This window comes from Ochrobactrum sp. BTU1 (genome assembly GCA_018798825.1).
In the GTDB taxonomy this organism is placed as follows: Bacteria; Pseudomonadota; Alphaproteobacteria; order Rhizobiales; family Rhizobiaceae; genus Brucella.
The window spans coordinates 1,899,467-1,923,903 of record CP076354.1; the positions used below are offsets into that span (position 1 = coordinate 1,899,467).

Consider the following 24,437-nt stretch of genomic DNA (forward strand, 5'->3'; position numbering starts at 1 on the left):
GCCGGAAAAAGCCCCGGGAGAAATATCATGAGTTTCCGTACCCTCGATGATGTCGACGTCAAATCCAAGCGCGTTCTGGTTCGTGTTGATCTCAACGTGCCGATGGCAAACGGCGAAGTAACCGACCTCACCCGTATCGAACGTATTGTTCCAACCATTGCGGAACTGTCGAAAAAGGGTGCCAAGGTCATCCTGCTCGCTCATTTCGGTCGTCCAAAAGGCGTTGCGTCCGATGAAAACTCGTTGAAGCATGTCGTAAAGCCGCTTTCGAAAGTGCTCAGCCATGGCGTACATTTCGCTGAAGACAGCATTGGCGACAAGGCGAAGGCGGCAGTTGATGCGCTGAAAGAAGGCGACGTTCTGCTTCTCGAAAACACGCGCTTCCACAAGGGCGAAGAAAAGAACGATCCGGAATTCGTGGCAGCACTCGCAGCCAATGGCGACATCTATGTCAATGACGCCTTCTCGGCGGCACACCGCGCGCACGCTTCGACTGAAGGTCTGGCGCATGTGCTGCCAGCCTATGCAGGCCGCGCCATGCAGGCAGAACTTGAAGCGCTTGAAAAGGGCCTCGGACAGCCAGCCCGTCCCGTTGTAGCAATCGTTGGCGGCGCCAAGGTTTCGACCAAGCTCGACCTTCTGTCGAACCTGATTGAAAAGGTCGATGCACTGGTGATCGGCGGCGGCATGGCCAACACTTTCCTCGCAGCCCAAGGTCACGATGTCGGCAAGTCGCTTTGCGAGCATGACCTTGCTCATACCGCACGCGAAATCATGGCCAAGGCTGAAAAGACCAAATGTGCCATCATCCTGCCGGTTGATGCGGTCGTGGGCTGGCACTTTGCTGCCGATACACCAAACCAGACCTATGGCGTGGAATCGGTGCCAAGCGACGGCATGATTCTGGACGCAGGTGCGCTTTCGACTGACCTGATTGCATCGGCCATCGATGATGCCGCAACGCTCGTCTGGAACGGCCCGCTCGGCGCATTTGAGCTGCGTCCGTTCGATACAGCAACAGTCAAGACCGCCAAGCATGTTGCCGCCCGCACCAAGGCTGGCAAACTTGTATCGGTCGGCGGCGGCGGCGACACCGTTGCAGCGCTTAACCATGCGGGCGTTGCAGACGACTTCACCTATATCTCGACCGCTGGCGGCGCTTTCCTTGAATGGATGGAAGGCAAACCACTTCCCGGCGTTGACGTGCTGAAGAAGTAAGAAAACAAAAAAGCCCGGGGTTTCCTCCGGGCTTTTGCTTTATGATTTCGGTGTCAGCTTTAGAAGACGCCCGGGATTGTCATCCTCGATCACCCAGATCGCACCATCTGGCCCGACGGCTACGTCACGCATACGATTTTCCATCGCAAAACGTTCGGCTTCATTCGGCTGACCATCGCTGTTGATCATCACACGGATCAGCGCCATTGACGAAAGGCCGGCGATCAGCGCAGAACCATTCCAGTCGGCAAACATCTTTCCCTTGTAGAATGCCAGACCGCCCGGCGAGATCACCGGCGTCCAGAACAGCATAGGCGCTTCAAACTCAGGCCGCGTGCTGTGGCGCGGGATCGGACGGCCACTATAATTGTCGCCATTGGAAACAACCGGCCAGCCGTAATTGAGACCCGGCTTGATGAGATTGAACTCATCGCCGCCGCGCGGTCCCATTTCATGCTCCCACAGCTTGCCGTCCGGCGCGAATGCCAGACCATAGGGATTGCGATGCCCCGTCGTCCAGGTCAACGCTTTGATGCCACCTTCCTCAGCCTTCGGATTGTCCTTTGGGGTTGAACCATCGAGGTTCATACGCAGGATCTTGCCCATCGGCGCATTGTCATCCTGTGCGGTTGCGGGCGACATGCGATCGCCAACCGACAGGAACAAATGCTTCTTATCAGGCGCAAACGCGATCTTGCCACCGGGTTGCCCGCCCTTGGCAGGTGTCGCCTGCTGCCAGATTGCCTTTAGATCCTTAAGCTCGGCCTTGCCCTTGCCTTCAGACAGCGTTGCACGCGCCAATATGAGCGCGCCGCCACCATCTTCCGGCATGACATAGGTGAAATAGATCGCCTTGCTCTTGGCAAAATCAGGCGCAGGAACAACATCCAATAGACCGTGCTGGCCGCTGAACAAAACCTCCGGCACGCCTGAAACTTCCGTCTTCTCACCCTTTTCTGTTACGACAAAAATCTTGCCGCCCTTCTCGGTGAGGATCAGTTTGCCGCCCGGCAGAAATGCAATCGCCCATGGTGTGTCAAATTCCGCCACTGCTGCCACATTGAAAGGCAATTCAGTGGTGGCTTCCCTGCTTCCTGCATTGATGCTCTCCGCAAAGGCGGTCTGAGCCGGAAGGGCGATCATCGATGCAGCCAGAATGAACGGCAGGCTTAGTAGGGCACTTCGCATCTCTCCTCCTTATAATTGATATCCTTTAGATGGGATTCTCAGGCGTCATGTCAAAACCAAATGGGGTTTAAATCGCATATTCGTCTGTCGAATCTGGAATATTAGTTCTGCACGCCAATTAGAGCAGAGTTCTGACAGCCGGTAAGAAAACTTTTCCCGGCTAAATCGTTTGAAAAAATTTCAATCGTTTCAACCACTTGTGCTGCCATTTTGTTGGCCTAACTCTTCTGCTATCGAAAATGAATATGTGTCTTGAGAGCGGCTGAGGCTCTTTGCCCAGCTTCCCAATATTGCCCCTTGCGGGGCCTTAAGGAGCTAACACATGACCGAACGTCTTGAAGATATTGCAATTGCACTCGTCGCAAACGGCAAAGGAATTCTGGCTGCGGACGAAAGCTCCGGCACCATTGCAAAGCGTTTTGAAAGCATCGGCCTCGCCTCGACCGAGGATTCACGCCGCGATTATCGCGAAATGCTGTTCCGCTCTGACGAAGCGATGAAGAACTACATTTCCGGCGTCATTCTTTACGATGAAACCATCCGCCAGAAAGCCAAGGACGGCACGCCGCTTGTCGATCTCATTCGCAAGGCAGGTGCGGTGCCGGGCATCAAGGTGGATGCCGGTGCCAAGCCACTTGCAGGCTTTGAGGGCGAAACCATCACCGAAGGTCTCGACGGTCTGCGTGAGCGCCTCAACGAATATTATGGTTTCGGTGCCCGCTTTGCGAAATGGCGTGCCGTAATCTCGATTTCTGATGGACTTCCGACATGGGGAGCGGTCAAGCAAAACGCGCAGGCCCTCGCCCGTTACGCAGCACTCTGCCAGGAAGCAGGCATTGTGCCGATCGTTGAGCCGGAAGTGCTGATGGATGGCAAGCCGGGCGATCATTCCATCGACCGTTGCTACGAAGTCACCGAATGGGTGCTCAAGACCGTCTTCACCGAGCTTTACGACGCACGCGTCAGGCTTGAAGGCATGATCCTGAAACCGAACATGGTTATCGACGGCAAGAAGGCGCGCAAAGCCTCTGTCGAAGAAGTGGCCGAAAAGACTGTTCGCTGCTTCCGCAACACTGTCCCTGCCGAGGTGCCGGGCATTGCCTTCCTTTCCGGAGGTCAGACCGGCGAAGAAGCAACCGCGCATTTGTCGGCAATGAATGCCAGCTTCGATATGCCGTGGAAAATGACCTTCTCCTATGGCCGTGCGCTGCAGGCAGCCTCTCTGGAAGCCTGGGGCGGCAAGGATGAGAATGTTGCCGCTGGCCAGCGTGCCTTTGCGCATCGCGCCAAGATGAACGGCCTTGCTGCAACTGGCGGCTGGAAGAAAGACCTCGAACAAGCAGCCTGAACGATACTGCATGATAAAAGGCCCGGTTTAGCGCATGAGCCGACCGGGCTTTTTAGTTTTCAGTAAAATGAAACCCGACCGCCATCGCCATGGCAAAGATCGCAAACGCCGCGATCTTCCAAAAATCGCCACGCTTCTTCAATCCCGGCCAGCCAAGTGGCTTGATGATGTGCAAGCCCATCAGGGCCATAAGCAGCACAGGCAGGACTTTGAACACAAAACACCTCTCACGCACCCTTTTGGCCCAGCAATCAGCATCCTGCAAGCCTCATCAATTTATGCTGTGGTTGTGATACACTTATTCATCTTAAGTTTCATGGACGAAGCTTTGATCTTGGGCGTAGACTTAACCCCGGAGGAGATGAAAAGCGCGTGGAGGAGACCAGGCTAATCAGCCCTGTCTTGCGCTTTCATCCAGCGTGTTCGAGCATTTCCAGCAAAAGTGGGAACCGGTTTTGCGTCTGGAAATGCTTAAAAACAAATAGATAGAGCGGTTTCAGTGACTCAGCATTGGCTAAAACCACTCTATCACGATGCTTAATCGGATCATCTGATCCGATTAAGCGCGTGCTTCTGGGAGGAACAGCATGACATCAAAATATGCCGAAACCTATGCCGCATGGCAGCAAGACCCTGAAGGCTTCTGGGCCGAAGCAGCCGGGGCCATAGACTGGTTCAAGCCATGGGATCAGGTTCTCGCAAGCGATGAAGGAGTTTATGGTCGCTGGTTTAAAGGTGCTGAATGCAACACCTGTTACAATGCACTCGACCGCCATGTTGCCAATGGGCGCGGCGATCAGGTTGCGCTCATTTACGAAAGCCCGGTAACAGGCTCTGTACGCAAATTCACCTATCGCGAATTGCTTGAAGAGGTGGAAGCCCTCTCGGCGGTCATGCTCGACAATGGTGTGAGCAAAGGCGACCGCGTTCTTATCTATATGCCCATGGTGCCGGAAGCTGCTGTCGCCATGCTGGCCTCAGCCCGCATTGGCGCGGTGCATTCGGTGGTCTTTGGCGGTTTTGCCGCCAACGAGCTTGCCACCCGCATTGATGATGCAAAGCCGGTGATGATTATTGCCGGTTCATGCGGCATCGAACCAACCCGCGTTGTGCCCTATCAGGCAATGCTCGACAAGGCGATTGCCACCGCCCGCCACACGGTCAGGCACTGCATTATCCTGCAACGCGAGCAGCATCCGCATAATCCGGTTGAAGGCCGCGATATCGACTATCGTACCGCTGTGGATGCCGCGCGCGGCCGTCATGTTCCTTGCACCTCCGTTGCTGCCACCGACCCGCTTTATGTGCTCTACACATCGGGTACTACCGGCGAACCCAAAGGTGTCGTGCGTGACAATGGCGGGCATATGGTGGCCCTTGTATGGTCGCTGAAGCATGTGTTCGGCATCGAGCCGGGACAGGTGTTCTGGGCGGCATCCGATGTCGGCTGGGTGGTCGGCCATTCCTATATTGTCTATGCTCCGCTCATTGCCGGTGCCACCAGCATCCTCTTTGAAGGCAAACCCGTCGGTACGCCCGATGCAGGCAGCTATTGGCGCATCATCGCCGAGCATGGTGTGGAGGTGATGTTCACAGCCCCCACTGCCCTGCGTGCGATCAAGAAAGAAGATGCCGACGGCAATTTCGTGCGCCGATACGATCTTTCAAAATTCCGCGCGCTTTATCTGGCGGGCGAACGTGCCGATCCCGACACGATCCACTGGGCGGAAAATCTACTCGGTTGTCCGGTGATCGATCATTGGTGGCAAACCGAAAGCGGCTGGCCGATGGTCGCCAATCCGCTTGGCCTTGGACTGCTTGAAACCAAATACGGCTCGCCTGCCGTCTGTCTGCCCGGCTATGACATCCGCGTGCTCGACGATGCCGGCCATGAAGTCGAACGTGGCCAACTTGGAAATATCCTTATCAAGCTGCCATTGCCGCCCGGTTGTCTGCCAACTCTGTGGAACGCCGATGAGCGATTTCGCAAAGCTTATCTCAACGAGTTTCCCGGCTATTATAAAACCGCCGATGCGGGCTACATGGATGAAGACGGCTATCTCTACATCATGAGCCGAACCGACGACATCATCAATGTCGCAGGACATCGTCTGTCGACAGGTGCCATGGAGGAGGTCCTTTCCAGCCATCCGGACGTTGCAGAATGTGCGGTCCTTGGCATTTCCGATTCCGTCAAAGGACAGGTACCTTGCGGCTTCCTTGTGCTGAAATCCAACATCGACCGTGATCTGCATGAGGTTGAAAAGGAGTGCGTGAGCATGATTCGCGACGCCATCGGACCGATTGCCGCGTTCCGGCTCGCCCTGACCGTGAAACGTCTGCCAAAAACCCGTTCCGGAAAGATACTGCGCTCAACAATCCAGAAAATCGCTGATGGTGAGGACTGGAAAATGCCCGCCACCATCGATGATCCGGTGATTCTCGATGAAATCAGCGCAGTTCTCCGCGAGCGTCATATCGGCCTGGCCTTTGCCTGACCTTTTATTATCGCGCATCTAGAGCGCTTGACCGGCGCAAGCCGCCGGTCCACTCTCCGGCAAAAATCGGAGAATGATCGATGCAGTTAGAAGGCAAGGTGGCAATCGTCACGGGGGCTGCCCGCGGTATTGGCTATGCCATTGCCAAGCGCTTCCTAATGGATGGCGCAAGTGTCGTTTTGTCGGATATCGACGGCACAGGCGCCACAAAAGCAGTCAGGGATCTGGAGCAATATGGCCGGGTTCTCGCCATTGCCTGCGATGTGGGCGACAAACTCGATATTCATAATCTGCTGACCTATGCCACGACCAATCTTGGTGAGATCGATATCCTCGTCAACAATGCAGGCATCGTGCATCAGGCAGAGTTTCTCGACCTGAAAGAAGATGACTTCGACCGCGTGATGCGCGTCAACCTCAAGGGCGCTTTTCTTTGCGGTCAAGCCGTCGCAAAACGCATGGTTGCGCGCGTGGAAGCGGGTGGCGAGGCTGGCAGCATCATCAATATGTCGTCGATCAACGCGATATTCGGTCTGCCCAATCAGCTTGCCTATTCCGTGTCAAAGGGTGGCATGAACCAACTGACACGCACGATGGCGGTAGCACTCGCCAAATGGGGCATTCGCGTCAATGCAATCGGCCCCGGCTCAATCGACACTGACATGCTGTCCGCCGTGAACAACGATGCTGAGGCACGCAAGAAGATACTCGCGCGCACGCCATTGGGTAGAATCGGACAAGCATCTGAAATTGCAGCAATAGCCTCATTCCTCGCATCGCGTGATTCAAGCTATGTGACAGGCCAGACGATCTATGCCGATGGTGGACGCTTACCGCTGAGCTATACCGCAGAACCGCCTTTCAAGGCCTGATGAAATAGTTGCCGTTTGCGTATATCAGGAAGATAATAATTAACATTGCTCCTGACAGACAGCTGTCAGGAGGCCTGTGTCATAGTGCATTCTTACAGATGAGGGATTCACCATGGCACTCGCAATCGCACCACTGCTCGCAATTCTGAAAGAATATAAGCGCAGACAGGACGAACGTCGGCGCTTCGTGCGCACGCAGCGCGCATTCGACAACCTCCCAAGCGACCTGCGCAAGGATATGGGCTGGCCGGACCGTTATCTCGAACAGCGCCGTAACGCTGCCGATGAGAGGAAATAACACCATGGCGGAAACCAAAATGGTCGGCTTCGTCTTCGTTGAAGGCTTTGCTGATTGGGAATATGGGTTTTTATCGGCATCGGCACGCGAATGGTTCGACGTAAACACCGTCTCACTTGCTCCTGCAGGTGCGGAAGTCCGTTCGCTCAGCGGCTTTCGGCTGACGCCGGATCGTAGCACGGACCCCGAAGAAAACACTGACCTTGATGCTATTGCCGTCATCGGCTCCGATCTCTGGGCGACGCCGCAGGCTCCCGATCTGACTACGCTCTTGCGCGCCATCGCACAAAAATGCGGTGTGGTTGGTGGCATTTGCGGCGCAACACTTGCACTGGCTCGCGCAGGCCTCTTCAATGGGGTCAATCACACCAGCAATGGCCGCGAATGGATCGCAGAACGCGTACCGCAATATGCGGGTGCCAGCCGCTATCAGGACGTGCCCGATGCTGTTGCGGATAAGCGCATCGTTTCGGCGCCGGGTACAGCGCCCGGCACCTTCGCTGCCGCTTTTTTGGAAACGCTGTTTCCAACCGAGCGGGAGCGTATTGGCGAAATGCGTGCGCTTTTCGCACGCGAATATACTTGAGATCACCATGCGTCGAGCAGACCGCCTTTTTCAAATCGTTCAGCATCTTCGCGGCGGCAGGCTTGTCACCGCACGGCAGCTTGCCGAGCGGCTGGAAGTTTCAGAACGCACGATCTATCGCGACATTGCAGATCTGCAATCGACAGGCGTTCCTATCGATGGTGAAGCCGGCGTCGGCTATATTCTGCGGCAGGGGTTTGAACTACCGCCACTGATGTTTACGCGTGATGAAATCGTGGCACTTGTTGCAGGCGCCCGCTTGATCCGTGCATGGGGTGGCGTTTCAATGGCGCGCGGTGCAGAAGAAGCCCTGGTCAAGATCGAAGCCGTTCTGCCCAAAGAAGAACGCGCGCGCATCACCGGCACGCAAATCCATGCACCGTCTGCATCAATCAGCGTAAGCGAACGCCGTATCATCGATGCCGTCGAGCGCGCAGTTGATGAAGGCACGGTTCTCAACATCCGTTATCGCGATCTGGAAGCCCGTGAGAGCGAGCGGGATATCCGTCCGCTTGGTCTGTGGTTCTGGGGCAAGGTCTGGACTGTGATCGGCTGGTGTGAATTGCGCAATGCTTTCCGCACGTTTCGTACCGACCGCATTATCGCTGCTGACAAATCAGGCCGCACGTTCCGCTCCGAGCGCGGCAAAACACTGGCGGATTTTTACCGGTTGATGGAGATGAGCGAGTACAACGCATTCAAGGACTAGAGCGCCGGGCGCCCTTTTGGGCGCACAAAGGTCGCTCTAACACTTTATGTTTACAGCATAATTTTACCTTAAACTGATTCAAGTTTAAGGAATTATGCTGTAGAGCGCCGGGCGTCGTGCCAGAAGCTCAAACGTCACGCTTACCTTCCCAAGCAACAAAAAACCCGCCAGAACGGCGGGTTTTTTGTTCAGTCGAAGAAATCTTATTCTTCGTCTTCGTCGGTGTTCGAGCCCTTCAGCGAGGAGAGCTTTGCGAAAACCTTGTCCGCATCCAGCTCTTCTTCTTCAGGCTTCTCATCACGGTAATCGAAGTTTTCAGTCGCCGATGCTGGCAGCAATGTGCTGTCAGATTCAACAACTGGACGGTTGCGCGCTGCGCGCTCGACTTCAAGGTCGAGATCGATCTGCGAGCAAAGGCCGAGCGTGACAGGGTCCATTGCAGTCAGGCTTGCCGAGTTCCAGTGAGTGCGATTGCGAATCTGCTCAATGGTCGACTTGGTCGTGCCGATCAGACGCGAAACCTGTGCATCCTTGAGTTCAGGATGATTGCGCACCAGCCAGAGAATCGCATTCGGACGATCCTGACGCTTGGACAGCGGCGTATAACGCGGGCCCTTGCGCTTGGCTTCTGGAACGCGAACCTTTGGCTCGGAAAGCTTCAGGCGATGATACTGGTCCTTTTCGCCCTTCGCGATTTCTTCGCGCGAAAGCTGGCCGGTGATAACCGGGTCAAGTCCCTTGATACCCTGCGAGGCCTCACCGTCCGCAATAGCCTTTACTTCGAGCGGATGCAGCTTGCAGAGAGCCGCGATCTGGTCAAAGGACAGAGCCGTATTATCAACGAGCCAGACTGCCGTTGCCTTCGGCATAAGAAGCTGGGTGGCCATTAGATATAATCCTCTTGTTCGTCCGCTCCGGTAGGGCGGGCCGTGGGAAAAACCACAAATTCCGGGAAATCACGGTCTATATATATTTTTTTTGTGCGCAGAGCAAGAAACTGCTGCCATGACATCCCAGGTTCTCTCGCAAATCTATTAGGTCAAGCGACATCAAGCACGATTTTGCCAATGTGCTGGCTGCCTTCCATACGATCATGCGCCCGCCACGCATCTTTAAGAGGGAAGATCATATCCATCACAGGGGCAACCTGACGCTGTGCCAGAAGCGGCCAGACTTTCGCTTCCAATTCGCGCGCGATGCCTGCCTTGAACTCAACCGAACGTGATCGCAATGTCGAGCCGGTATGGGTCAGGCGCTTGGTCATCAGGATTGCGAAGTTAGCCGTTGCCTTTGCCCCATTCAGGAAGGCGATCTGCACGATGCGACCATCTTCGGCTGCCGCCTTGTAATTGCGGTCGACGTAATCGCCACCAACCATATCGAGGATCACATCGGCTCCCTTGCCGCCGGTCATCTCTTTGACGACAGCGACAAAATCTTCATCGCGATAATTAATCGCGCGATCGGCGCCAAGCTTTAAACAGGCATCGCACTTCGCTTGGGAGCCAGCCGTTACGATAACGCTTGCGCCAAAGGCTTTGCCAAGCTGAATAGCCGTCGTGCCAATCCCTGACGAGCCGCCATGGATCAGCAGGGTTTCGCCTTCTTTAAGGCCACCGCGTTCAAATACATTATGCCAGACCGTGAAGAAGGTCTCGGGGATGGCTGCGGCCTCAATATATCCATAGCCCGACGGCAGAGGCAGCGCAGTAGTTTCATGCACAGTGGCATATTCTGCATAGCCGCCACCGGCAAGCAGCGCCACGACCTGATCGCCGATGCGATAGCGTTTCACACCCTCGCCGATCGCAACGATATCACCGGCAATTTCAAGCCCTGGTATGTCCGACGCGCCGGGTGGCGGCGCATAACTGCCCTGACGCTGCAACACATCTGGCCGGTTCACGCCTGCCGCCCTAACCCGCACCAGCACCTCGCCTACCTTCGGCTCGGGCACCGAGCGCTGTACGGAACGCAATACATTGGCGTCGCCCGGCTCGGAAATTTCGATTGCGGTCATCTGGGAAGGCAATTCAGCCATCATGATCAAAGCTCCTGTTCAAATCTCTCGTCGCAGAAATACCGCACACACAACTGCACAAATACATCCTGCTCATTTTCAGAGAATTCATCATCGATTTCTGGAAATATATATGCGAAGATTCAAGGTGTTATAGCATTTGAGCCAAAAGTGCGAAGCGGTTTTGCGTCGGATAATGCGTAAAAACAAACAGTTACAGCGGTTCCAACGATTCTTTCTTAACTGAAACCGCTGTAAATCTTTTCTGTCTTTATAAGCGCGCCATAGACTCCGGAGGAAGGCCATGAGCGGTTTTGATGAAGAGGTCAAAAAGCCACGCGAAAGCGTCGTTCTCAGCGAGGATGAGCTGTCTCTGCTGTCGGTGATCGAAATCGACCAGCGTATCGCTTTGCTACAATCCGAAATCGAACGTCTGAAAGCAGAAAGGCTCCGAAAGGGCGACAGCCGCGCGGCTGCAGAAGCACTTTTCCGCTGAGGCAGCACGTTTTCGCCTCAGTATCAGAGATAAATCAAAGCCACTTCAATACGGCTTCATGAAATTCCGGGAACGTAATATTGCGTATTTACATTCAGGTTCTGGCGCTGCTTTGCGGCACAGCCTTTCTCTTGATGGCCTCTGGCCTGCATGGCCTGTTGCTGCCCTTGCGCGGCGGACTTGAAGGCTTCTCCGTTGCTTCACTTGGTATGCTGGGCACGACATGGGCGGGCGGTTTTGTCGCTGGCTGCATTTTCGCCCCGCGCCTGGTGCGACGTGTCGGCCATGTCCGCGCTTTTGGCTGTTTTGCAGCTTCCGCCGCCATCATCGCTCTTTTGTCAGGCATCTATATCGATGCAATCTCATGGATCATTCTGCGAACCTTCACTGGCTTCTCGATGGCAGGCGCTTTCATGGTGATCGAAAGCTGGCTGAACGAGCGCGCCACCAATGAGTCCCGCGGCAAGATTTTCGGCCTCTATATGATGGTCAACTATGGTGCCACCATGAGCGGCCAGATGATGGTGGCAAATGGCGATATCAGGAGTGATCATCTGTTCATGATCACCGGCATTCTTTTCTGCCTGGCACTGATCCCCACCGCCATGTCGACAGCGGTAAGCCCAAAACCGCTGACCGAAGTACAGCTTGATCTCAAGGCGCTTTACCGCAATTCACCTGCCGCCTTCGTCGGCTGCATCCTGATCGGCATAGCGAATGGTGCCTGGGGTACGCTTGGCGCTGTTTTCGGCGCAAAATCGGGCATTTCAACCACCGAAATCGCGCTTATGGTCAGCGTAACCATCGCAGCTGGTGCCTTGATGCAAATCCCGGTCGGGCGAATTTCCGACCTGATAGACCGGCGTTATGTTCTGGCCGGTGTAGCTTCTCTCGCAGCCTTTGTCGGTCTTATGGCCTTCATCATCGGCCCGTCCAATGGCAAGGTCATCATCATTATGACCGGCTGCTATGGCGCGCTGGCCTATGCGCTTTACCCGGTTGCCGTCGCCCACGCAAACGACCATGCCTCGGCGGAAAGCTTTGTGAAAGTATCGAGCGGATTGCTGTTGCTTTATGGCTTCGGCACGATGCTGGGGCCGCTGCTTGCAGCCGCTGCCATGGATATCTTCTGGCCATCTGGGCTGTTTGCCATCACAGCGCTCTCGCATATTTCCATCACAGCCTATGCGCTGTTCCGCTCACGCAAGCGGGCATCCGTGCCAAAGGCTGAAAAGGAACAGTTCAAGAGTATGCCGTCTGTGAAAAGTGCAACACCTGAAGCCATGAACCTTGATCCAAGGGCTGAAGCGGAAAGCTGAGCACAACCTTCAGACAGACAACAAAAAAGCAGCGAATATTCGCTGCTTTCTTCGGTGTCTTTTAAAGCATTTTCGGCAAAATTGCGAAGCGGTTTTGCGTGGGATAATGCGATAAAAACAGGAAATGCTCTATGGTGAGCACCTTTGCAAAATCATTTGATTTTAAAAGCTGATGTGCGGCGGCTGTTGCACAGCCGCCAATATCAGTAACAGTACCATCCTGTTGATCATCACCAACGGCGATTGAAATACCGTTTAAAACTCCTGTGTTTAATGTCGTGTCACCTGAGTTTTAAGTTTCTCGATCTGCTCCTTGAGAACGAGTTTCTTGCGCTTGAGAGAAGTAACATGCAGGTCATCAATTGCCGGTGACGCTAAAGCCTCGGAGATTTCCTCTTCCAAAGCGCCGTGCTTCTGTTCAAGCGTGGCAAGATGGGACTCGATAGCCATCATCAATTCTCCTTTGAATGATTACCCAAAGGACAGAGCCATGTAGCAGTTTTGCCAACAGAATGGCTCCATCCGCTCTCACCTGCGCAAACGCCCGGTACACCTCCTGTTATCCGGGCCAATTACGCAGTCCCGGCTGCCATTCAACAGTTTGTCAGTCGAAACTTCCGGCAACCGTTGTTCATGACAGAACAATGACACTGTGGCATGAGTTTGGTGGAAAGTCGAATTTGTTTTGGTAGCATTTTCCAATCACGAAAAATGTGATAAAGGCTTCGCTCGAAACGGGTCTGCCCCAATCTGGTGCGGCCCGTAATATCATTCTGGAACAATACGGGGCAAACCGCATGTCCGATCAGGAACAGGCCGAAATCAGATTGGCCGTAGCACGTCTGAAACAGGAACACGCGGATTTCGATGCAGCCATAAATGCCATGATGCAGGTGGGCTGCGATCAACTGCGCATTCAGCGCATGAAAAAGAAAAAACTCGCCATCAAGGATAAGCTGCAGGAAATGGAAGATCAGGTCATCCCTGACATCATCGCCTGAGCATCTGACAAAAGACGTTTTACAGCCGGGGTTCGCCCGGCTTTGTTTTTCAATATACCAACCACCAAACGATTGAAGCGGAGCAGGAAGGATCAATGAGCGTGAGTGCAGACGTCGCCATCATCATGGGCAGCCAGTCCGATTGGGAAACCATGCGTCATGCAGCAGACACACTGGAGGCTCTCGGCATTTCCTTTGACGCCCGCATCGTCTCTGCGCATCGCACACCAGACCGCCTCGTCGCTTTCGCCAAAGGCGCAAAGGCTGAGGGCTTCAAGGTCGTGATCGCCGGCGCCGGTGGCGCAGCTCACCTTCCCGGCATGGCAGCAGCCATGACCCCTCTTCCAGTCTTTGGTGTGCCCGTGCAGTCAAAAGCACTTTCCGGACAGGACTCGCTCCTTTCGATTGTGCAGATGCCAGCAGGCATTCCGGTCGGCACGCTCGCTATCGGTCGCGCCGGTGCCGTCAATGCTGCTCTGCTTGCCGCAGCCGTTCTCGCACTTTACGACGATGCACTTGCTGCCCGTCTTGACGAATGGCGCACAGCGCAAACCGAAAGCGTCGCTGAACGCCCATCGGACGAGGTCTGATATGGCAAATTACGCACTGAAGGCTGGATCAACGATCGGCATTATCGGCGGCGGCCAGTTGGGTCGTATGCTGGCCATGGCAGCCGCACGCCTTGGCTATGAGACGATCATTCTGGAGCCACAGACAGATTGCCCGGCGGCTCAGGTGGCAAATCGCCAGATCATTGCAGCCTATGATGATCCCACTGCTCTTGCTGAGCTTGCGGCGGCCTCCGACGTTATCACCTATGAATTCGAGAACGTGCCGGTATCGGCAGCAGACAAGCTTGCAGAATCGGCGCTCGTTTTCCCACCACCGGCAGCGCTTGAAATCTCGCAGGATCGCTTCACCGAGAAGCAGTTCCTCAATGAAAGCGGTATTGAGACTGCGCCCTGGCGCCTTGTCGATGATGAGGAAACGCTCATTGCAGCGCTCGGTGCTTTGGGAGAACGCGGCATTCTGAAAACCCGCCGTCTCGGCTATGATGGCAAAGGGCAGGTTCGCCTGACGTCGCTTGATGAGAATGAAGCGCGTGCAGCACTTCAGACAATCAAGCACGCACCGGCAATTCTCGAAGGCTTTGTCGCATTCGAGCGCGAAGTCTCGGTCATTGCAGCCCGTGATCGCGACGGCAATGTAGCAATCTTCGATATTGCGGAAAACGTTCATAAGGACGGCATTCTCGCTACCTCAACGGTTCCAGCCGCCATCTCGGCTCAGACAGCAGAAGCTGCGAGCAAGGCCGCTGAGAAGCTCCTGCATGCGCTTGATTATGTCGGTGTGCTTGGTCTCGAATTCTTCGTTCTTGCGGATGGCACACTGCTTGCCAATGAATTTGCACCACGCGTTCACAATTCCGGCCACTGGACGGAAGCCGCTTGCGCGATCTCGCAGTTCGAGCAGCACATTCGCGCCGTTGCAAGCCTCCCGCTGGGTGACACCGTGCGCCATTCGGATTGTGTGATGGAGAATCTGATCGGCGATGACGTCGAAAAGGTGCCAGCGATTCTCGCAGAATCGAATGCTGTGCTGCATCTCTACGGTAAGAAAGAAGCGCGCCCAGGCCGCAAGATGGGTCACGTAACCCGTATAAAGCCCCGTGCAAACTAAACTTCACGGAGGAATCTGTCAGATTCTTCCGTGAACAGCCCCTGCGGCCAAGATTTTCCGAACCTGACTTCGTGAATCTGCGGCGCAGGAGTTGACATTTGGCTGGAATATTGTGTATTTCGGCCAACCCTTCGGGCAGGAATACTGCCTGTAACCAATTGGCGCCTTGGGCGCCTGTTTTTATGAAGCCCCGAGACATGTCTTGTCGATGGGCCAACCAAGACCGGTGATTGACATGAAGATCAAGAATTCGCTCAAGGCGCTCAAGGCCCGTCATCGTGACTGCCAGCTCGTTCGCCGCAAGGGCCGCGTTTACATCATCAATAAGACTGCTCCGCGCTTCAAGGCACGTCAGGGCTGATCTTATTTCTGATTTTGCATTTGACGTTCCGCTGCGTATAATGAAAATTATGCGCATGCGGAACGTTTTTGCTTATCTGAACAATTCTTCGCTTCTGATTACGCTTGGCCTTTCGGCCCTGATCAGTGCGTCTTCGGCCTATGCCGAAACAAAGCCTTCCCTGACAGCACCGATTACGCCGGTGCAGGTTGGCACTGACAGCGACCAGAAGCCCGCTCCCAAAGAACAAAATCAAGCCGAACAAACACCGGAAGAGCGCCTCGACAAGCTTTTTGCCGATCTCAAGCGCACCTCTGACGAAACCAAGGCACGTCGACTCACTGTCCAGATTAATCAGATCTGGTCGCAGTCGGGCAGCGCGACAATTGATCTTCTCATTCAGTGGGCAAGTGCTGCCATGCTGGAAAAGCGTTACACATCGGCGCTCGATTTCCTGAATGAAGCCATTGCGCTCAATCCGGACTATGCAGAAGCATGGAACCGTCGCGCCACCGTCTATTTCCTGCGTAACGACTATGCGCACGCCATGTACGACATCAATCGTACGCTGGAGCTTGAGCCACGCCACTACGGTGCCCTGACAGGCATGGCGGAGATCCTGCGCGCGCGTGGGCTGAAGGAACAGGCTTTGAAAGCCTATGAGCAGGCGCTGCAGATCAATCCGATGATGCGAGATGCTCAGAAGAGCTTGCTCGATCTCACGGAAGAGCTGAGCGACACCCGCACCTGATTCTCTCACAGAGATACAAACAAAAACGCGCCCCGAAAGGAGCGCGTTTTTTCTTTTATACGAAGCCCACACAAAACTGGATGGAATTCGGAATTATGGTGAGCCGAAAATGGTGGGATTTGAGAACCGGCGCGCAGCGTACTTAACGTACGTGCGCACCGGAAGCGAAAAATCACGCCATTTGCAGGCCGCTCCAGCATCGGCCCAAAAATCGGAAATGATTTTTGGAAAGCACGATGCGTTGTTTGAATAATTTAGAGCGTCCTTTGTGCGTCCAATAGGACGCACGGCGCTCTAAAAACCGAATACCGACAGTTTAGTCAGTGGAAGACTGACCGTCGGCGCCGATATAGGCGATGCGTAGGAGGTTGGTGGCACCTGGTGTTCCGAATGGTACACCTGCGGTGACGATCAGACGATCACCAGCCTTCCCGAACTCTTCCTTGAAGGCGACCTGACAAGCATGGTCGACCATGTCTTCCAGATCGTGTGCATCTTCAGTCACAACACAATGCAGACCCCAGACAACCGAAAGACGGCGTGCGGTTTCAACAATCGGCGACAGTGCGATGATTGACGTGCGTGGGCGTTCACGCGCAGCGCGCAGACCCGTCGCACCCGAAGCCGTATAGGTGACGATAGCCGACAGGTTAAGCGTTTCAGCGATCTGACGAGCAGCAAGGGCAATCGCGTCAGAACCGGTTGGTTCTGGGATTGCGCGCTGTGCATCGAGAATGCCCGGATAAGTCGGCTCACGTTCGACCTTTTCCGCGATGCGGTTCATGGTTGCGACAGCTTCAACCGGATACTGGCCGGAAGCAGATTCTGCCGAAAGCATGACAGCGTCAGCACCTTCAAACACTGCGGTTGCAACGTCTGATACTTCAGCGCGTGTTGGAACCGGTGCTGTGATCATCGATTCAAGCATCTGCGTGGCAACCACAACTGGCTTACCAGCGCGGCGTGCCTTGCGGATCATCTGCTTCTGAATGCCGGGAACGCTTTCCAGCGGCATTTCAACGCCGAGATCGCCACGCGCAACCATGATCGCGTCAGAGAGCTCAATGATCTCATCAAGACGGGTCACAGCCTGCGGCTTTTCGATCTTCGACATCAGGCCGACCTTGCCGCCCGAAATCTTGCGTGCTTCGATCAGATCTTCAGGGCGCTGAATGAACGACAGGGCAACCCAGTCAATTTCTTCCTGCAAAACAGCATGAAAATCTTTGAAGTCTTTTTCTGTCAGTGCGCCGACACCCAGCGTGGTATCCGGCAGGCTGACGCCCTTACGATCCGAAATGCTGGTGCCTGCAACAACCTTGCAGCGGATCGACTTGCCGTCGCTTGCTTCAGCAATCAGTTCCAGCTTGCCATCGTCGATGAGAAGGCGGTGGCCCGGCTCAACAGCTTCCAGAATTTCCGGATGCGGAAGATAGACGCGGGTTTCGTCGCCAAGCTCTTCATTGTTGTCGAGCGTGAAGGTCTGGCCTGCAACGAGTGCGACCTTTGTATTCTTGAACTTGCCAACGCGCAGCTTTGGGCCCTGAAGGTCGGCCAGAATACCGATCGGGCGACCCAGTTCCTTTTCCACATTACGGATACGCTTGACGAGCGTGCGCATCAGATCATGATCCGCATGGCTCATATTGATACGGAAGACGTCTGCGCCAGCTTCAAAAAGCTTGCGGATAACGGATTCCTCGCCTGACGCCGGGCCGAGTGTGGCGAGAATCTTGACCTTGCGGTTGCGTTTCATTGGTTATTCGTTCCTGTAACTGTGGAGTTTTCTAACGGCGTTTCATCGGTGAGCTGTACCATCCAGCTCGATTGTTCCCCGGTATCGTATTCCTGGAAGCCATTGCGTTGAAACCCGCGTGCAAAACAGTCCTGAACACCAGTGATGCGGAATTCCTTTTCCGCCACACACATGTTCACTTTGCCTTCCCAGCGACCACCACTCTGAGAATCCTCAGCATAAAGATAATAATAGCGCGAGGTCAGAGGCCCTTCGATCAGGGTTTTGCAGGTGGAACCATCAATGTGCCACCAGCCCTCCGTCACCCAACCAGCTTTGGCTCTGTAGCCAATGGCAACGCCAACGAGATTCTGGGTTGAGTTGCATACTCGAAAATCGGCCCGCGCTTCCATGGATGTCATCCCCAGAGCACCAATCAGCACACTGGAAAACAAACCCAAAAACATTGGAAGTCGCATTCGCCGAACTCCTTCAGCCCGCAATCGCTTTTGTCTCACGCAAGGAAATCCTCTTTCGGTCGCTCTCTTTTCGGCAGTTTCGCCTTTGATGTCAACGCAATCCCGGAGAGAACAAATCAGTTACAGCATTTCCATTCGAACTGCATAGCGATTTCAGCGCGATTTAAACGATTAGATTCGTTCCTTTGCCGCATTCCGGAAACACCTTCCCCATTCTTTTGAGAATGATCGTTGCAATCCCGGCTTTCTCATGACAGAGCTGAAACTACTTGTGATTTATGACAGAAATCCTACCCAAGAAGCAGCTCTCATGTCATTTGATCCGTCCTTTTCCCCCGTCTATCAGGTCGACGGCAATCTCAGCCTCGGCCTGCTGTTGACCGCCGACCATGCCCGCCGTGATTTGCCGGCTGAATATGGCAGCCTTGGCCTGGTGCAAAGCGAGTTCGAGCGGCATATCGCCTATGATATCGGCGTTGAGGAACTGACACGTCAATTGGCTGTGCAGCTTGATGCACCAGCCGTCATGGGTGGTTTTTCACGCCTGCTGATCGATCCCAATCGCGGCGAAGACGATCCGACGCTTATCATGCAATTGTCTGATGGTGCGGTGATCTCCGGCAACTATCCAGTGTCGCCCGAACAGCGCGAAATCCGCCTCGACCGCTTCTATCGCCCCTATCATGATGCAGTTGCATCCATGAGCACGCGGGTTGCAGCCGAAAGCGGGAAAGCCCCATTCATCGTCTCGATCCATTCGTTCACGCCAAACTGGCGCGGCAAGGATCGTCCGTGGCAAATCGGATTGCTTTGGGATTCTGATCCGCGCGCCGTTACACCACTGCTTTCCATGCTGCGCGAAGAGCCGGGCCTCATTGTCGGTGATAATGAGCCTTATGATGGCGCACTTAAAAACGATGCCATGTATCGTCATGCAACGGCGCGTGGCTATGCGCATGTTCTGATTGAGGTGCGTCAGGATCTGATTGCTGACAAGGCGGGTGCGCGTGAATGGGCCGATCGGCTTGCCCCCATGCTTAATGCCATCAACGCAATGCCGGAAATCCACGAAATCCGCCATTATGGTTCGCGTTCAGGCCCGGTTCCACATCTGACAGACTGACGCTTTGCCCGCTATCCACAGCCATAACGCGATAAAACGCGTTTTTCTTACCCCAGCGGCTCTTAATTTTGCCTGCGACTCGCAGGAAAACCATGTCCGACTTTCGGCAACGGTCCTGTTCCTGTAACGAGTGACCTTTGACCTTTATTGATAATCGAGCTGAATTGGAGAAACCCGTGAGCGACGACATTACCAGCGAAGCCCAGACCATCGCCGTAGGCCAGTTGCGTGCTTTCATCGAGCGCATCGAGCGTCTTGAAGAAGAAAAAAAGACCATCGGCGACGATATCAAGGAAGTTTACGCGGAATTGAAGGGTTCGGGGTTTGACAGCAAGGTCGTAAGGACCATTATTCGTCTGCGTAAAAAAGAAGACCATGAACGTCAGGAAGAAGAAGCCATGCTCCAGCTTTATATGGATGCACTTGGTATGGGCTGACATTTAGGGCGCGGTGCGTCCGGCCTGTTGCTTCTTCCTGAAATCGAAGCCCTGCGAATTCGCCGGAATTCGTACACACAGGAAGGGGATAGGGTCCATGGAGTTTAGAAAACTCGGACGTACTGAACTCGAGGTTTCGCCGCTTTGTTTTGGCGGCAATGTGTTTGGCTGGACGGTAGATGAAGCAACATCATTTTCGCTTCTCGACCGTTTTGTCGATGCCGGTCTCAATTTCATCGATACTGCGGACGTGTATTCCGCATGGGCACCAGGCAATATCGGCGGTGAATCCGAAACTATTATTGGCAACTGGCTGAAATCCCGCGGCCTGCGCCACAAGGTTGTGATTGCCACCAAGGTCGGTTCTGAAATGGGCCCCGACGAAAAAGGCCTTTCACCAAGCTATATCCGCAAAGCCGTCGATGCCTCCCTCAAACGGCTGCAAACCGACTATATCGATCTCTACCAGTCGCACTGGGATGATCCCGAAACGCCGTTTGAAGATGTTCTCGGCACCTATCAGGAGCTGATCAAGGCCGGTAAAGTCCGTGCAATCGGCGCATCCAATCTGACACCGGAACGTCTGACAGAATCGCTTGATGTTGCGAAGAAGCATGGCCTACCGCGCTATGAAACCTTGCAGCCGCTTTATAATCTCTATGACAGACCGGCTTTTGAGGATGGACTCGAAGCGATCTGCCGCGACAATGAGTTGGGCGTTATCAATTATTATTCGCTGGCTTCCGGCTTCCTGACCGGCAAATACCGCTCAAAAGACGATCTCGGCCAGAGTGCGCGCGGTCAAACGGTTGAGAAATACCTGACGGATCGCGGGTCGCGGATTATTGCGGCACTTGATCAGGTTGCTCGCGCCAATGACGCTAAACCGGCGCAAATCGCAATTGCCTGGCTAATTGCGAGACCATCCATCACGGCACCAATCGCCAGCGCCACGCGTCTCACCCAGCTCAATGAGCTGCTCGATGCCGCACAGATCAAGCTGGATGCTGAAGCGATTGCCCTGCTCGACAAGGCAAGCGCTTAACCAGAAACGAAACGGAAGGGTAAACTACCCTTCCAGTTCTTCGCGCAACATCTCCAGCTCCAGCCATTCTTCTTCCATGGCAGAGTGTTCAGAGCGCTTCTTTTCAAGAAGATCGGCAGTCTTTGCAAAAAGCGTCGGGTCTTTAGCATAAAGCTGCGGGTCGGCGAGCTTGCCTTCCAGCACAGTCATTTCCTTTGCCAAAGCATCCATTTTGCCGGGTAAGGTTTCGAGCGCGAATTTCTGCTTATAGGAAAGCTTGCGCTTTTCATCGCGTTTGGGCTGCGGTGCATCCCCACCCTTTTCGTCAGTGCGAGCAGTCGTCGTCTTGACGTTGCGTTTTGCCAACGCCTGCTCTTTACGCTGTGCCATCATATCGGCATAGCCACCGGCATATTCGAGCCAGTTACCATCACCTTCCGGCGCGATTACTGACGTTACCGTGCGATCAAGGAAATCGCGGTCGTGGCTCACAAGAATGACCGTTCCCGGAAAGCCGGAAACCAGTTCCTGCAACAGATCGAGCGTTTCCATGTCGAGATCGTTGGTAGGCTCGTCAAGGATCAGCAGATTGGCAGGCCGTGCCAGAACGCGCGCCAACATCAGACGTGCCCGCTCACCACCGGAAAGTTCGCGGATTGGTGTCCGCGCTTGTTCCGGCTGAAACAGGAAGTCTTTCATGTAGGAGACGACATGGCGCTGCTCGCCATTGACCACGAGGCTTTCACCGCGCCCGTCTGTGAGATAATGCGCGAGCGTGTCATCAAGGTTCAGGCTTTCACGCTTCTGATCGAGCTCGGCCATTTCCAGATTGACACCAAGGCGCAATGTACCGGAATCAGGCTCAAGCTTGCCGGTCAGCATCGACAAAAGCGTCGTCTTGCCTGCGCCGTTTGGACCAACAAGACCGATACGGTCGCCACGTTGAACACGCGTCGAAAAATCCTGAACGAGAACGCGCTCGCCATAAGCCTTGTTCAGCTTCTTCGCTTCAATCACTAGCTTGCCGGATTCCTTGGAATCACTGGCCGCCAGAACAGCTGTACCCTGTGCCTTGCGGTGATTGCGGAAATCAGCGCGCATGGAATGCAACTCACCAAGACGGCGCATATTGCGCTTGCGGCGAGCGGTTACGCCATAGCGCAACCAATGTTCCTCGCGCGCAATCTGGCGCCCAAGCTTGTGATGGTCGCGTTCTTCTTCTTCGAGAACCTTGTCACGCCATTCCTCGAAATGACCAAAGCCCTGATCGATGCGGCGGGTAAGGCCGCGATCAAGCCAGACTGTCGAACGGCTGACATTCTCCAGAAAGCGGCGGTCGTGCGAGATTAGAACGATGGCTGAACGGATCTGACGCAGCTCACCTTCAAGCCATTCAATCGTTGTCAGATCGAGATGGTTGGTCGGCTCATCGAGCAACAATACATCAGGCTGTGGAGCAATCACGCGGGCAAGCGCTGCACGACGTGCTTCACCACCTGACAGATGATCGGGCTTTTCCTCGCCGGTAAGCCCCAGATGTTCCAGCAGATAGGTCACACGATGCGGATCGTCTGTTGGTCCAAGACCGGCTTCCACATACGCACGGACATTGGCAAAGCCATCAAGATCAGGCACCTGCGGCAGATAACGGATAGTGGCACCCGGATGCTTGTAGATTTCGCCAGAGGTCGCTTCGACCATACCGGCGGCAATTTTAAGCAGAGTGGATTTGCCGGAACCATTGCGTCCGACCAGCGCGATGCGGTCGCCCTCACTAACCGAAAGGGCTGCATCCGCAAGCAGCGGCGTGCCACCAAAGGTAAGCTTGATCTGATCGAGGCGAAGAAGCGGAGGTGCCATGGTTCTCTTTGAAAAATGCTGTTGAAATTTCTGCCCTGCTTGTCGAGGACAAAACGCATTCTGTCAAATGGGTATGGCCAAAAAAGAAACAGGCCGGGTTCCCCGGCCTGTTTGTTGAATTCAAAACCGCTCAGCGGCTTAGGCACCTTAGTTACAAGGTGCTTCGTATGTGCGGCCGTAATTGTCGCGGTAACGGCAGTACTGAACGCCATTACGGGTCTGCGCTGCACCGAGAAGCGTACCAGCGACGCCACCGATAGCTGCACCAGCCAGAGCACCGCGACCGCTGCCGCCAATTGCACCGCCAGCGAGCGCACCAAGAGCTGCACCACCAACGCCATAGCCGGCAGTACGCTGTTCAGCCGTCGTGCATGCTGCTGTTGAGAACGCAAGCGCGCCGACGATTGCAATCATGGAAAGACGTGATTTCATGAAACAATCTCCTACTTAAAGTTACACCAACACCGACTTTGCGTCCCCAATTTCGGCGTAAAGCAGATCTTACCCGCTTGGGAACATTTACAATACGTTTCGACCGTCAGCGTCAAGCAGTTTCAATTGATAAGGTTAGCAGCCGTCCTAAAGCGGGGTCTCTTCACCAAAGTTAGCTACGAGTATCGCAAGACCAGAACGCACGGAAACACAAAGAGTTCCACGCACAATGTTGGATACGGTCCAGGAAGAGCCGAAAGGCAGTGTCACATTATCTAACGGCCACTCGGCATTTTTGATCGACAAACCTTCAACTGTGCAGAAGTTTATGACGCTGAACGATGTGCCGTCTGCAAAATCATAGAGATAATCACCGGGCACCAGCGGCCATGCTTCTTCCTCTCCACTTGAGAGAAGAATGTTGCGACCGTCCGCTGCCTGAGCCGTCGCCATGGTGAGGTGCAACAGCGTATGATCGGTGCGGGTGCCGCCAAAAGCGCCGCACAAAATGACCTTGTCGGCGCCACGCTCATAGGCTTCCGACAGCGCAAGCTCACCATCGGTCATGTCTTTGGCGCGCGGAAAACTCTTCTGCGGCACATGGGCATACTGCTTTTGCAAAGCATCGGAAGCGGAATCGAAATCCCCCAGCCACAGTTCCGGCTCCACGTCCAGCGCGGCCGCATGACGTATGCCACTGTCTGCCGCAAGAACACGCGCTCCTGCAATCTGGCTTTTCAGGCGATCCGTGACGACGAGATCGCCGCCGAGTAGAATGACAAATGTGCTCATAAACCGCTCATAACATGCAGAAATTATAGCTGAAAGCCCGCATTGCGATCCCTTGCCCTTCCTGATGCAAACATCTATTGTCAGCCCTGCTCTAACGGGGTGCCATTCAATCTCTGAATGGCTGAGAAGCCGCACTCCGGCTAACCCGCTGAACCTGATCCGGTTTGTACCGGCGGAGGGATTAGATGCTGACCGATTTCCCAAGCGGCGCTCAATCTTTTCGAATAAAAG

Annotated in this window: 27 protein-coding genes and 1 riboswitch; of the genes, 17 read left to right on the forward strand and 10 right to left on the reverse strand. The window is 54.6% G+C overall.

The features are described from left to right. The first annotated feature begins 27 nt into the window (after positions 1-27). Positions 28-1,218, forward strand: a complete 1,191-nt coding sequence (locus tag KMS41_09215; GenBank protein QWK77269.1) for a phosphoglycerate kinase — start codon at positions 28-30, stop codon at positions 1,216-1,218. Positions 1,219-1,257: 39 nt separating this feature from the next. Here the strand turns inward: KMS41_09215 and KMS41_09220 are convergent, their stop codons facing one another. Then, complete coding sequence (locus tag KMS41_09220; protein ID QWK77270.1) at positions 1,258-2,406, reverse strand: PQQ-dependent sugar dehydrogenase; 1,149 nt, start codon at positions 2,404-2,406, stop codon at positions 1,258-1,260. A gap of 322 nt (positions 2,407-2,728) precedes the next feature. On the opposite strand from KMS41_09220, the gene KMS41_09225 reads away from it, so the two are divergent. Beyond that, entirely contained in the window at positions 2,729-3,754 is a 1,026-nt protein-coding gene (locus KMS41_09225) for a fructose-bisphosphate aldolase class I (GenBank protein ID QWK77271.1), read from the forward strand. Between the two features lie 52 nt (positions 3,755-3,806). Here KMS41_09225 and KMS41_09230 read toward each other — a convergent pair whose 3' ends face one another. Then, a complete protein-coding gene (locus tag KMS41_09230; GenBank protein ID QWK77272.1) occupies positions 3,807-3,971 on the reverse strand; it encodes a hypothetical protein in 165 nt (54 codons plus the stop codon). A 370-nt stretch (positions 3,972-4,341) separates the two neighbouring features. Between KMS41_09230 and KMS41_09235 the strand changes: the two genes are divergently transcribed. From KMS41_09235 to KMS41_09255, 5 genes are all read left to right on the forward strand, one after another. Then, positions 4,342-6,252, forward strand: a complete 1,911-nt coding sequence (locus tag KMS41_09235; GenBank protein ID QWK77273.1) for a propionyl-CoA synthetase — start codon at positions 4,342-4,344, stop codon at positions 6,250-6,252. Between the two features lie 80 nt (positions 6,253-6,332). Further along, a complete protein-coding gene (locus tag KMS41_09240) occupies positions 6,333-7,124 on the forward strand; it encodes an SDR family oxidoreductase (protein QWK77274.1) in 792 nt (263 codons plus the stop codon). A 112-nt stretch (positions 7,125-7,236) separates the two neighbouring features. Then, positions 7,237-7,422 (forward strand): hypothetical protein, encoded by a 186-nt coding sequence (locus KMS41_09245; GenBank protein QWK77275.1) that lies wholly within the window; start codon positions 7,237-7,239, stop codon positions 7,420-7,422. Between the two features lie 4 nt (positions 7,423-7,426). Continuing rightward, positions 7,427-8,008: a DJ-1/PfpI family protein gene (locus KMS41_09250; GenBank protein QWK77276.1), complete on the forward strand. Its 582-nt coding sequence runs from the start codon at positions 7,427-7,429 to the stop codon at positions 8,006-8,008. 7 nt (positions 8,009-8,015) lie between these two features. Then, complete coding sequence (locus KMS41_09255) at positions 8,016-8,717, forward strand: YafY family transcriptional regulator (protein ID QWK77277.1); 702 nt, start codon at positions 8,016-8,018, stop codon at positions 8,715-8,717. Between the two features lie 203 nt (positions 8,718-8,920). On the opposite strand, the gene KMS41_09260 is transcribed toward KMS41_09255, so the two are convergent. Further along, positions 8,921-9,604 carry a DUF1013 domain-containing protein gene (locus tag KMS41_09260; GenBank protein ID QWK77278.1) on the reverse strand — a complete coding sequence of 228 codons (684 nt, stop codon included), beginning with the start codon at positions 9,602-9,604 and terminating at the stop codon, positions 8,921-8,923. Between the two features lie 152 nt (positions 9,605-9,756). Next, positions 9,757-10,761, reverse strand: a complete 1,005-nt coding sequence (locus tag KMS41_09265) for an NAD(P)H-quinone oxidoreductase (protein QWK77279.1) — start codon at positions 10,759-10,761, stop codon at positions 9,757-9,759. Between the two features lie 280 nt (positions 10,762-11,041). On the opposite strand from KMS41_09265, the gene KMS41_09270 reads away from it, so the two are divergent. Then, complete coding sequence (locus KMS41_09270) at positions 11,042-11,233, forward strand: DUF1192 domain-containing protein (protein ID QWK77280.1); 192 nt, start codon at positions 11,042-11,044, stop codon at positions 11,231-11,233. An 80-nt stretch (positions 11,234-11,313) separates the two neighbouring features. Further along, complete coding sequence (locus tag KMS41_09275; GenBank protein QWK77281.1) at positions 11,314-12,552, forward strand: MFS transporter; 1,239 nt, start codon at positions 11,314-11,316, stop codon at positions 12,550-12,552. Positions 12,553-12,822: 270 nt separating this feature from the next. Here the strand turns inward: KMS41_09275 and KMS41_09280 are convergent, their stop codons facing one another. After that, a complete protein-coding gene (locus KMS41_09280) occupies positions 12,823-13,005 on the reverse strand; it encodes a YdcH family protein (protein ID QWK77282.1) in 183 nt (60 codons plus the stop codon). A 344-nt stretch (positions 13,006-13,349) separates the two neighbouring features. Here KMS41_09280 and KMS41_09285 point away from each other — a divergent pair, with 344 nt between their 5' ends. From KMS41_09285 to KMS41_09305, 5 genes are all read left to right on the forward strand, one after another. Further along, positions 13,350-13,553, forward strand: coding sequence for a DUF465 domain-containing protein (locus KMS41_09285; protein ID QWK78828.1), 204 nt, complete (start codon positions 13,350-13,352; stop codon positions 13,551-13,553). A gap of 101 nt (positions 13,554-13,654) precedes the next feature. Next, positions 13,655-14,143, forward strand: coding sequence for a 5-(carboxyamino)imidazole ribonucleotide mutase (gene purE, locus KMS41_09290; GenBank protein ID QWK78829.1), 489 nt, complete (start codon positions 13,655-13,657; stop codon positions 14,141-14,143). A 1-nt stretch (position 14,144) separates the two neighbouring features. After that, complete coding sequence (locus KMS41_09295) at positions 14,145-15,233, forward strand: 5-(carboxyamino)imidazole ribonucleotide synthase (GenBank protein QWK77283.1); 1,089 nt, start codon at positions 14,145-14,147, stop codon at positions 15,231-15,233. A 235-nt stretch (positions 15,234-15,468) separates the two neighbouring features. Continuing rightward, the gene (gene ykgO / locus KMS41_09300; protein QWK77284.1) at positions 15,469-15,594 is read left to right on the forward strand and encodes a type B 50S ribosomal protein L36; all 126 of its coding nucleotides are present in this window, start codon (positions 15,469-15,471) and stop codon (positions 15,592-15,594) included. Between the two features lie 37 nt (positions 15,595-15,631). Further along, positions 15,632-16,324 (forward strand): tetratricopeptide repeat protein, encoded by a 693-nt coding sequence (locus KMS41_09305; GenBank protein ID QWK78830.1) that lies wholly within the window; start codon positions 15,632-15,634, stop codon positions 16,322-16,324. 316 nt (positions 16,325-16,640) lie between these two features. Here KMS41_09305 and pyk read toward each other — a convergent pair whose 3' ends face one another. Both pyk and KMS41_09315 read right to left on the reverse strand, forming a co-directional pair. Further along, entirely contained in the window at positions 16,641-18,080 is a 1,440-nt protein-coding gene (gene pyk / locus KMS41_09310) for a pyruvate kinase (protein ID QWK77285.1), read from the reverse strand. Continuing rightward, on the reverse strand, positions 18,077-18,538 hold the full coding sequence (locus KMS41_09315) for a DUF1036 domain-containing protein (protein QWK77286.1): 462 nt from the start codon (positions 18,536-18,538) through the stop codon (positions 18,077-18,079). The genes pyk and KMS41_09315 overlap by 4 nt, the downstream gene beginning before the upstream one ends. A gap of 310 nt (positions 18,539-18,848) precedes the next feature. On the opposite strand from KMS41_09315, the gene KMS41_09320 reads away from it, so the two are divergent. The 3 genes from KMS41_09320 to KMS41_09330 all read left to right on the forward strand — a co-directional run bounded on the left by KMS41_09320 (position 18,849) and on the right by KMS41_09330 (position 21,143). Then, positions 18,849-19,661: an N-formylglutamate amidohydrolase gene (locus tag KMS41_09320; protein ID QWK78831.1), complete on the forward strand. Its 813-nt coding sequence runs from the start codon at positions 18,849-18,851 to the stop codon at positions 19,659-19,661. Between the two features lie 176 nt (positions 19,662-19,837). Continuing rightward, positions 19,838-20,098, forward strand: coding sequence for a DUF2312 domain-containing protein (locus KMS41_09325; protein QWK77287.1), 261 nt, complete (start codon positions 19,838-19,840; stop codon positions 20,096-20,098). Between the two features lie 97 nt (positions 20,099-20,195). Further along, positions 20,196-21,143 (forward strand): aldo/keto reductase, encoded by a 948-nt coding sequence (locus KMS41_09330; GenBank protein ID QWK77288.1) that lies wholly within the window; start codon positions 20,196-20,198, stop codon positions 21,141-21,143. Between the two features lie 24 nt (positions 21,144-21,167). On the opposite strand, the gene KMS41_09335 is transcribed toward KMS41_09330, so the two are convergent. The 3 genes from KMS41_09335 to KMS41_09345 form a co-directional block, all read right to left on the reverse strand. Beyond that, on the reverse strand, positions 21,168-22,982 hold the full coding sequence (locus KMS41_09335; protein QWK77289.1) for an ABC-F family ATP-binding cassette domain-containing protein: 1,815 nt from the start codon (positions 22,980-22,982) through the stop codon (positions 21,168-21,170). A 147-nt stretch (positions 22,983-23,129) separates the two neighbouring features. Further along, a complete protein-coding gene (locus tag KMS41_09340; protein ID QWK77290.1) occupies positions 23,130-23,414 on the reverse strand; it encodes a hypothetical protein in 285 nt (94 codons plus the stop codon). A gap of 147 nt (positions 23,415-23,561) precedes the next feature. Then, the gene (locus tag KMS41_09345) at positions 23,562-24,206 is read right to left on the reverse strand and encodes a thiamine diphosphokinase (protein QWK77291.1); all 645 of its coding nucleotides are present in this window, start codon (positions 24,204-24,206) and stop codon (positions 23,562-23,564) included. An 85-nt stretch (positions 24,207-24,291) separates the two neighbouring features. Beyond that, positions 24,292-24,404, forward strand: a riboswitch (TPP riboswitch). Positions 24,405-24,437 lie beyond the last annotated feature (33 nt).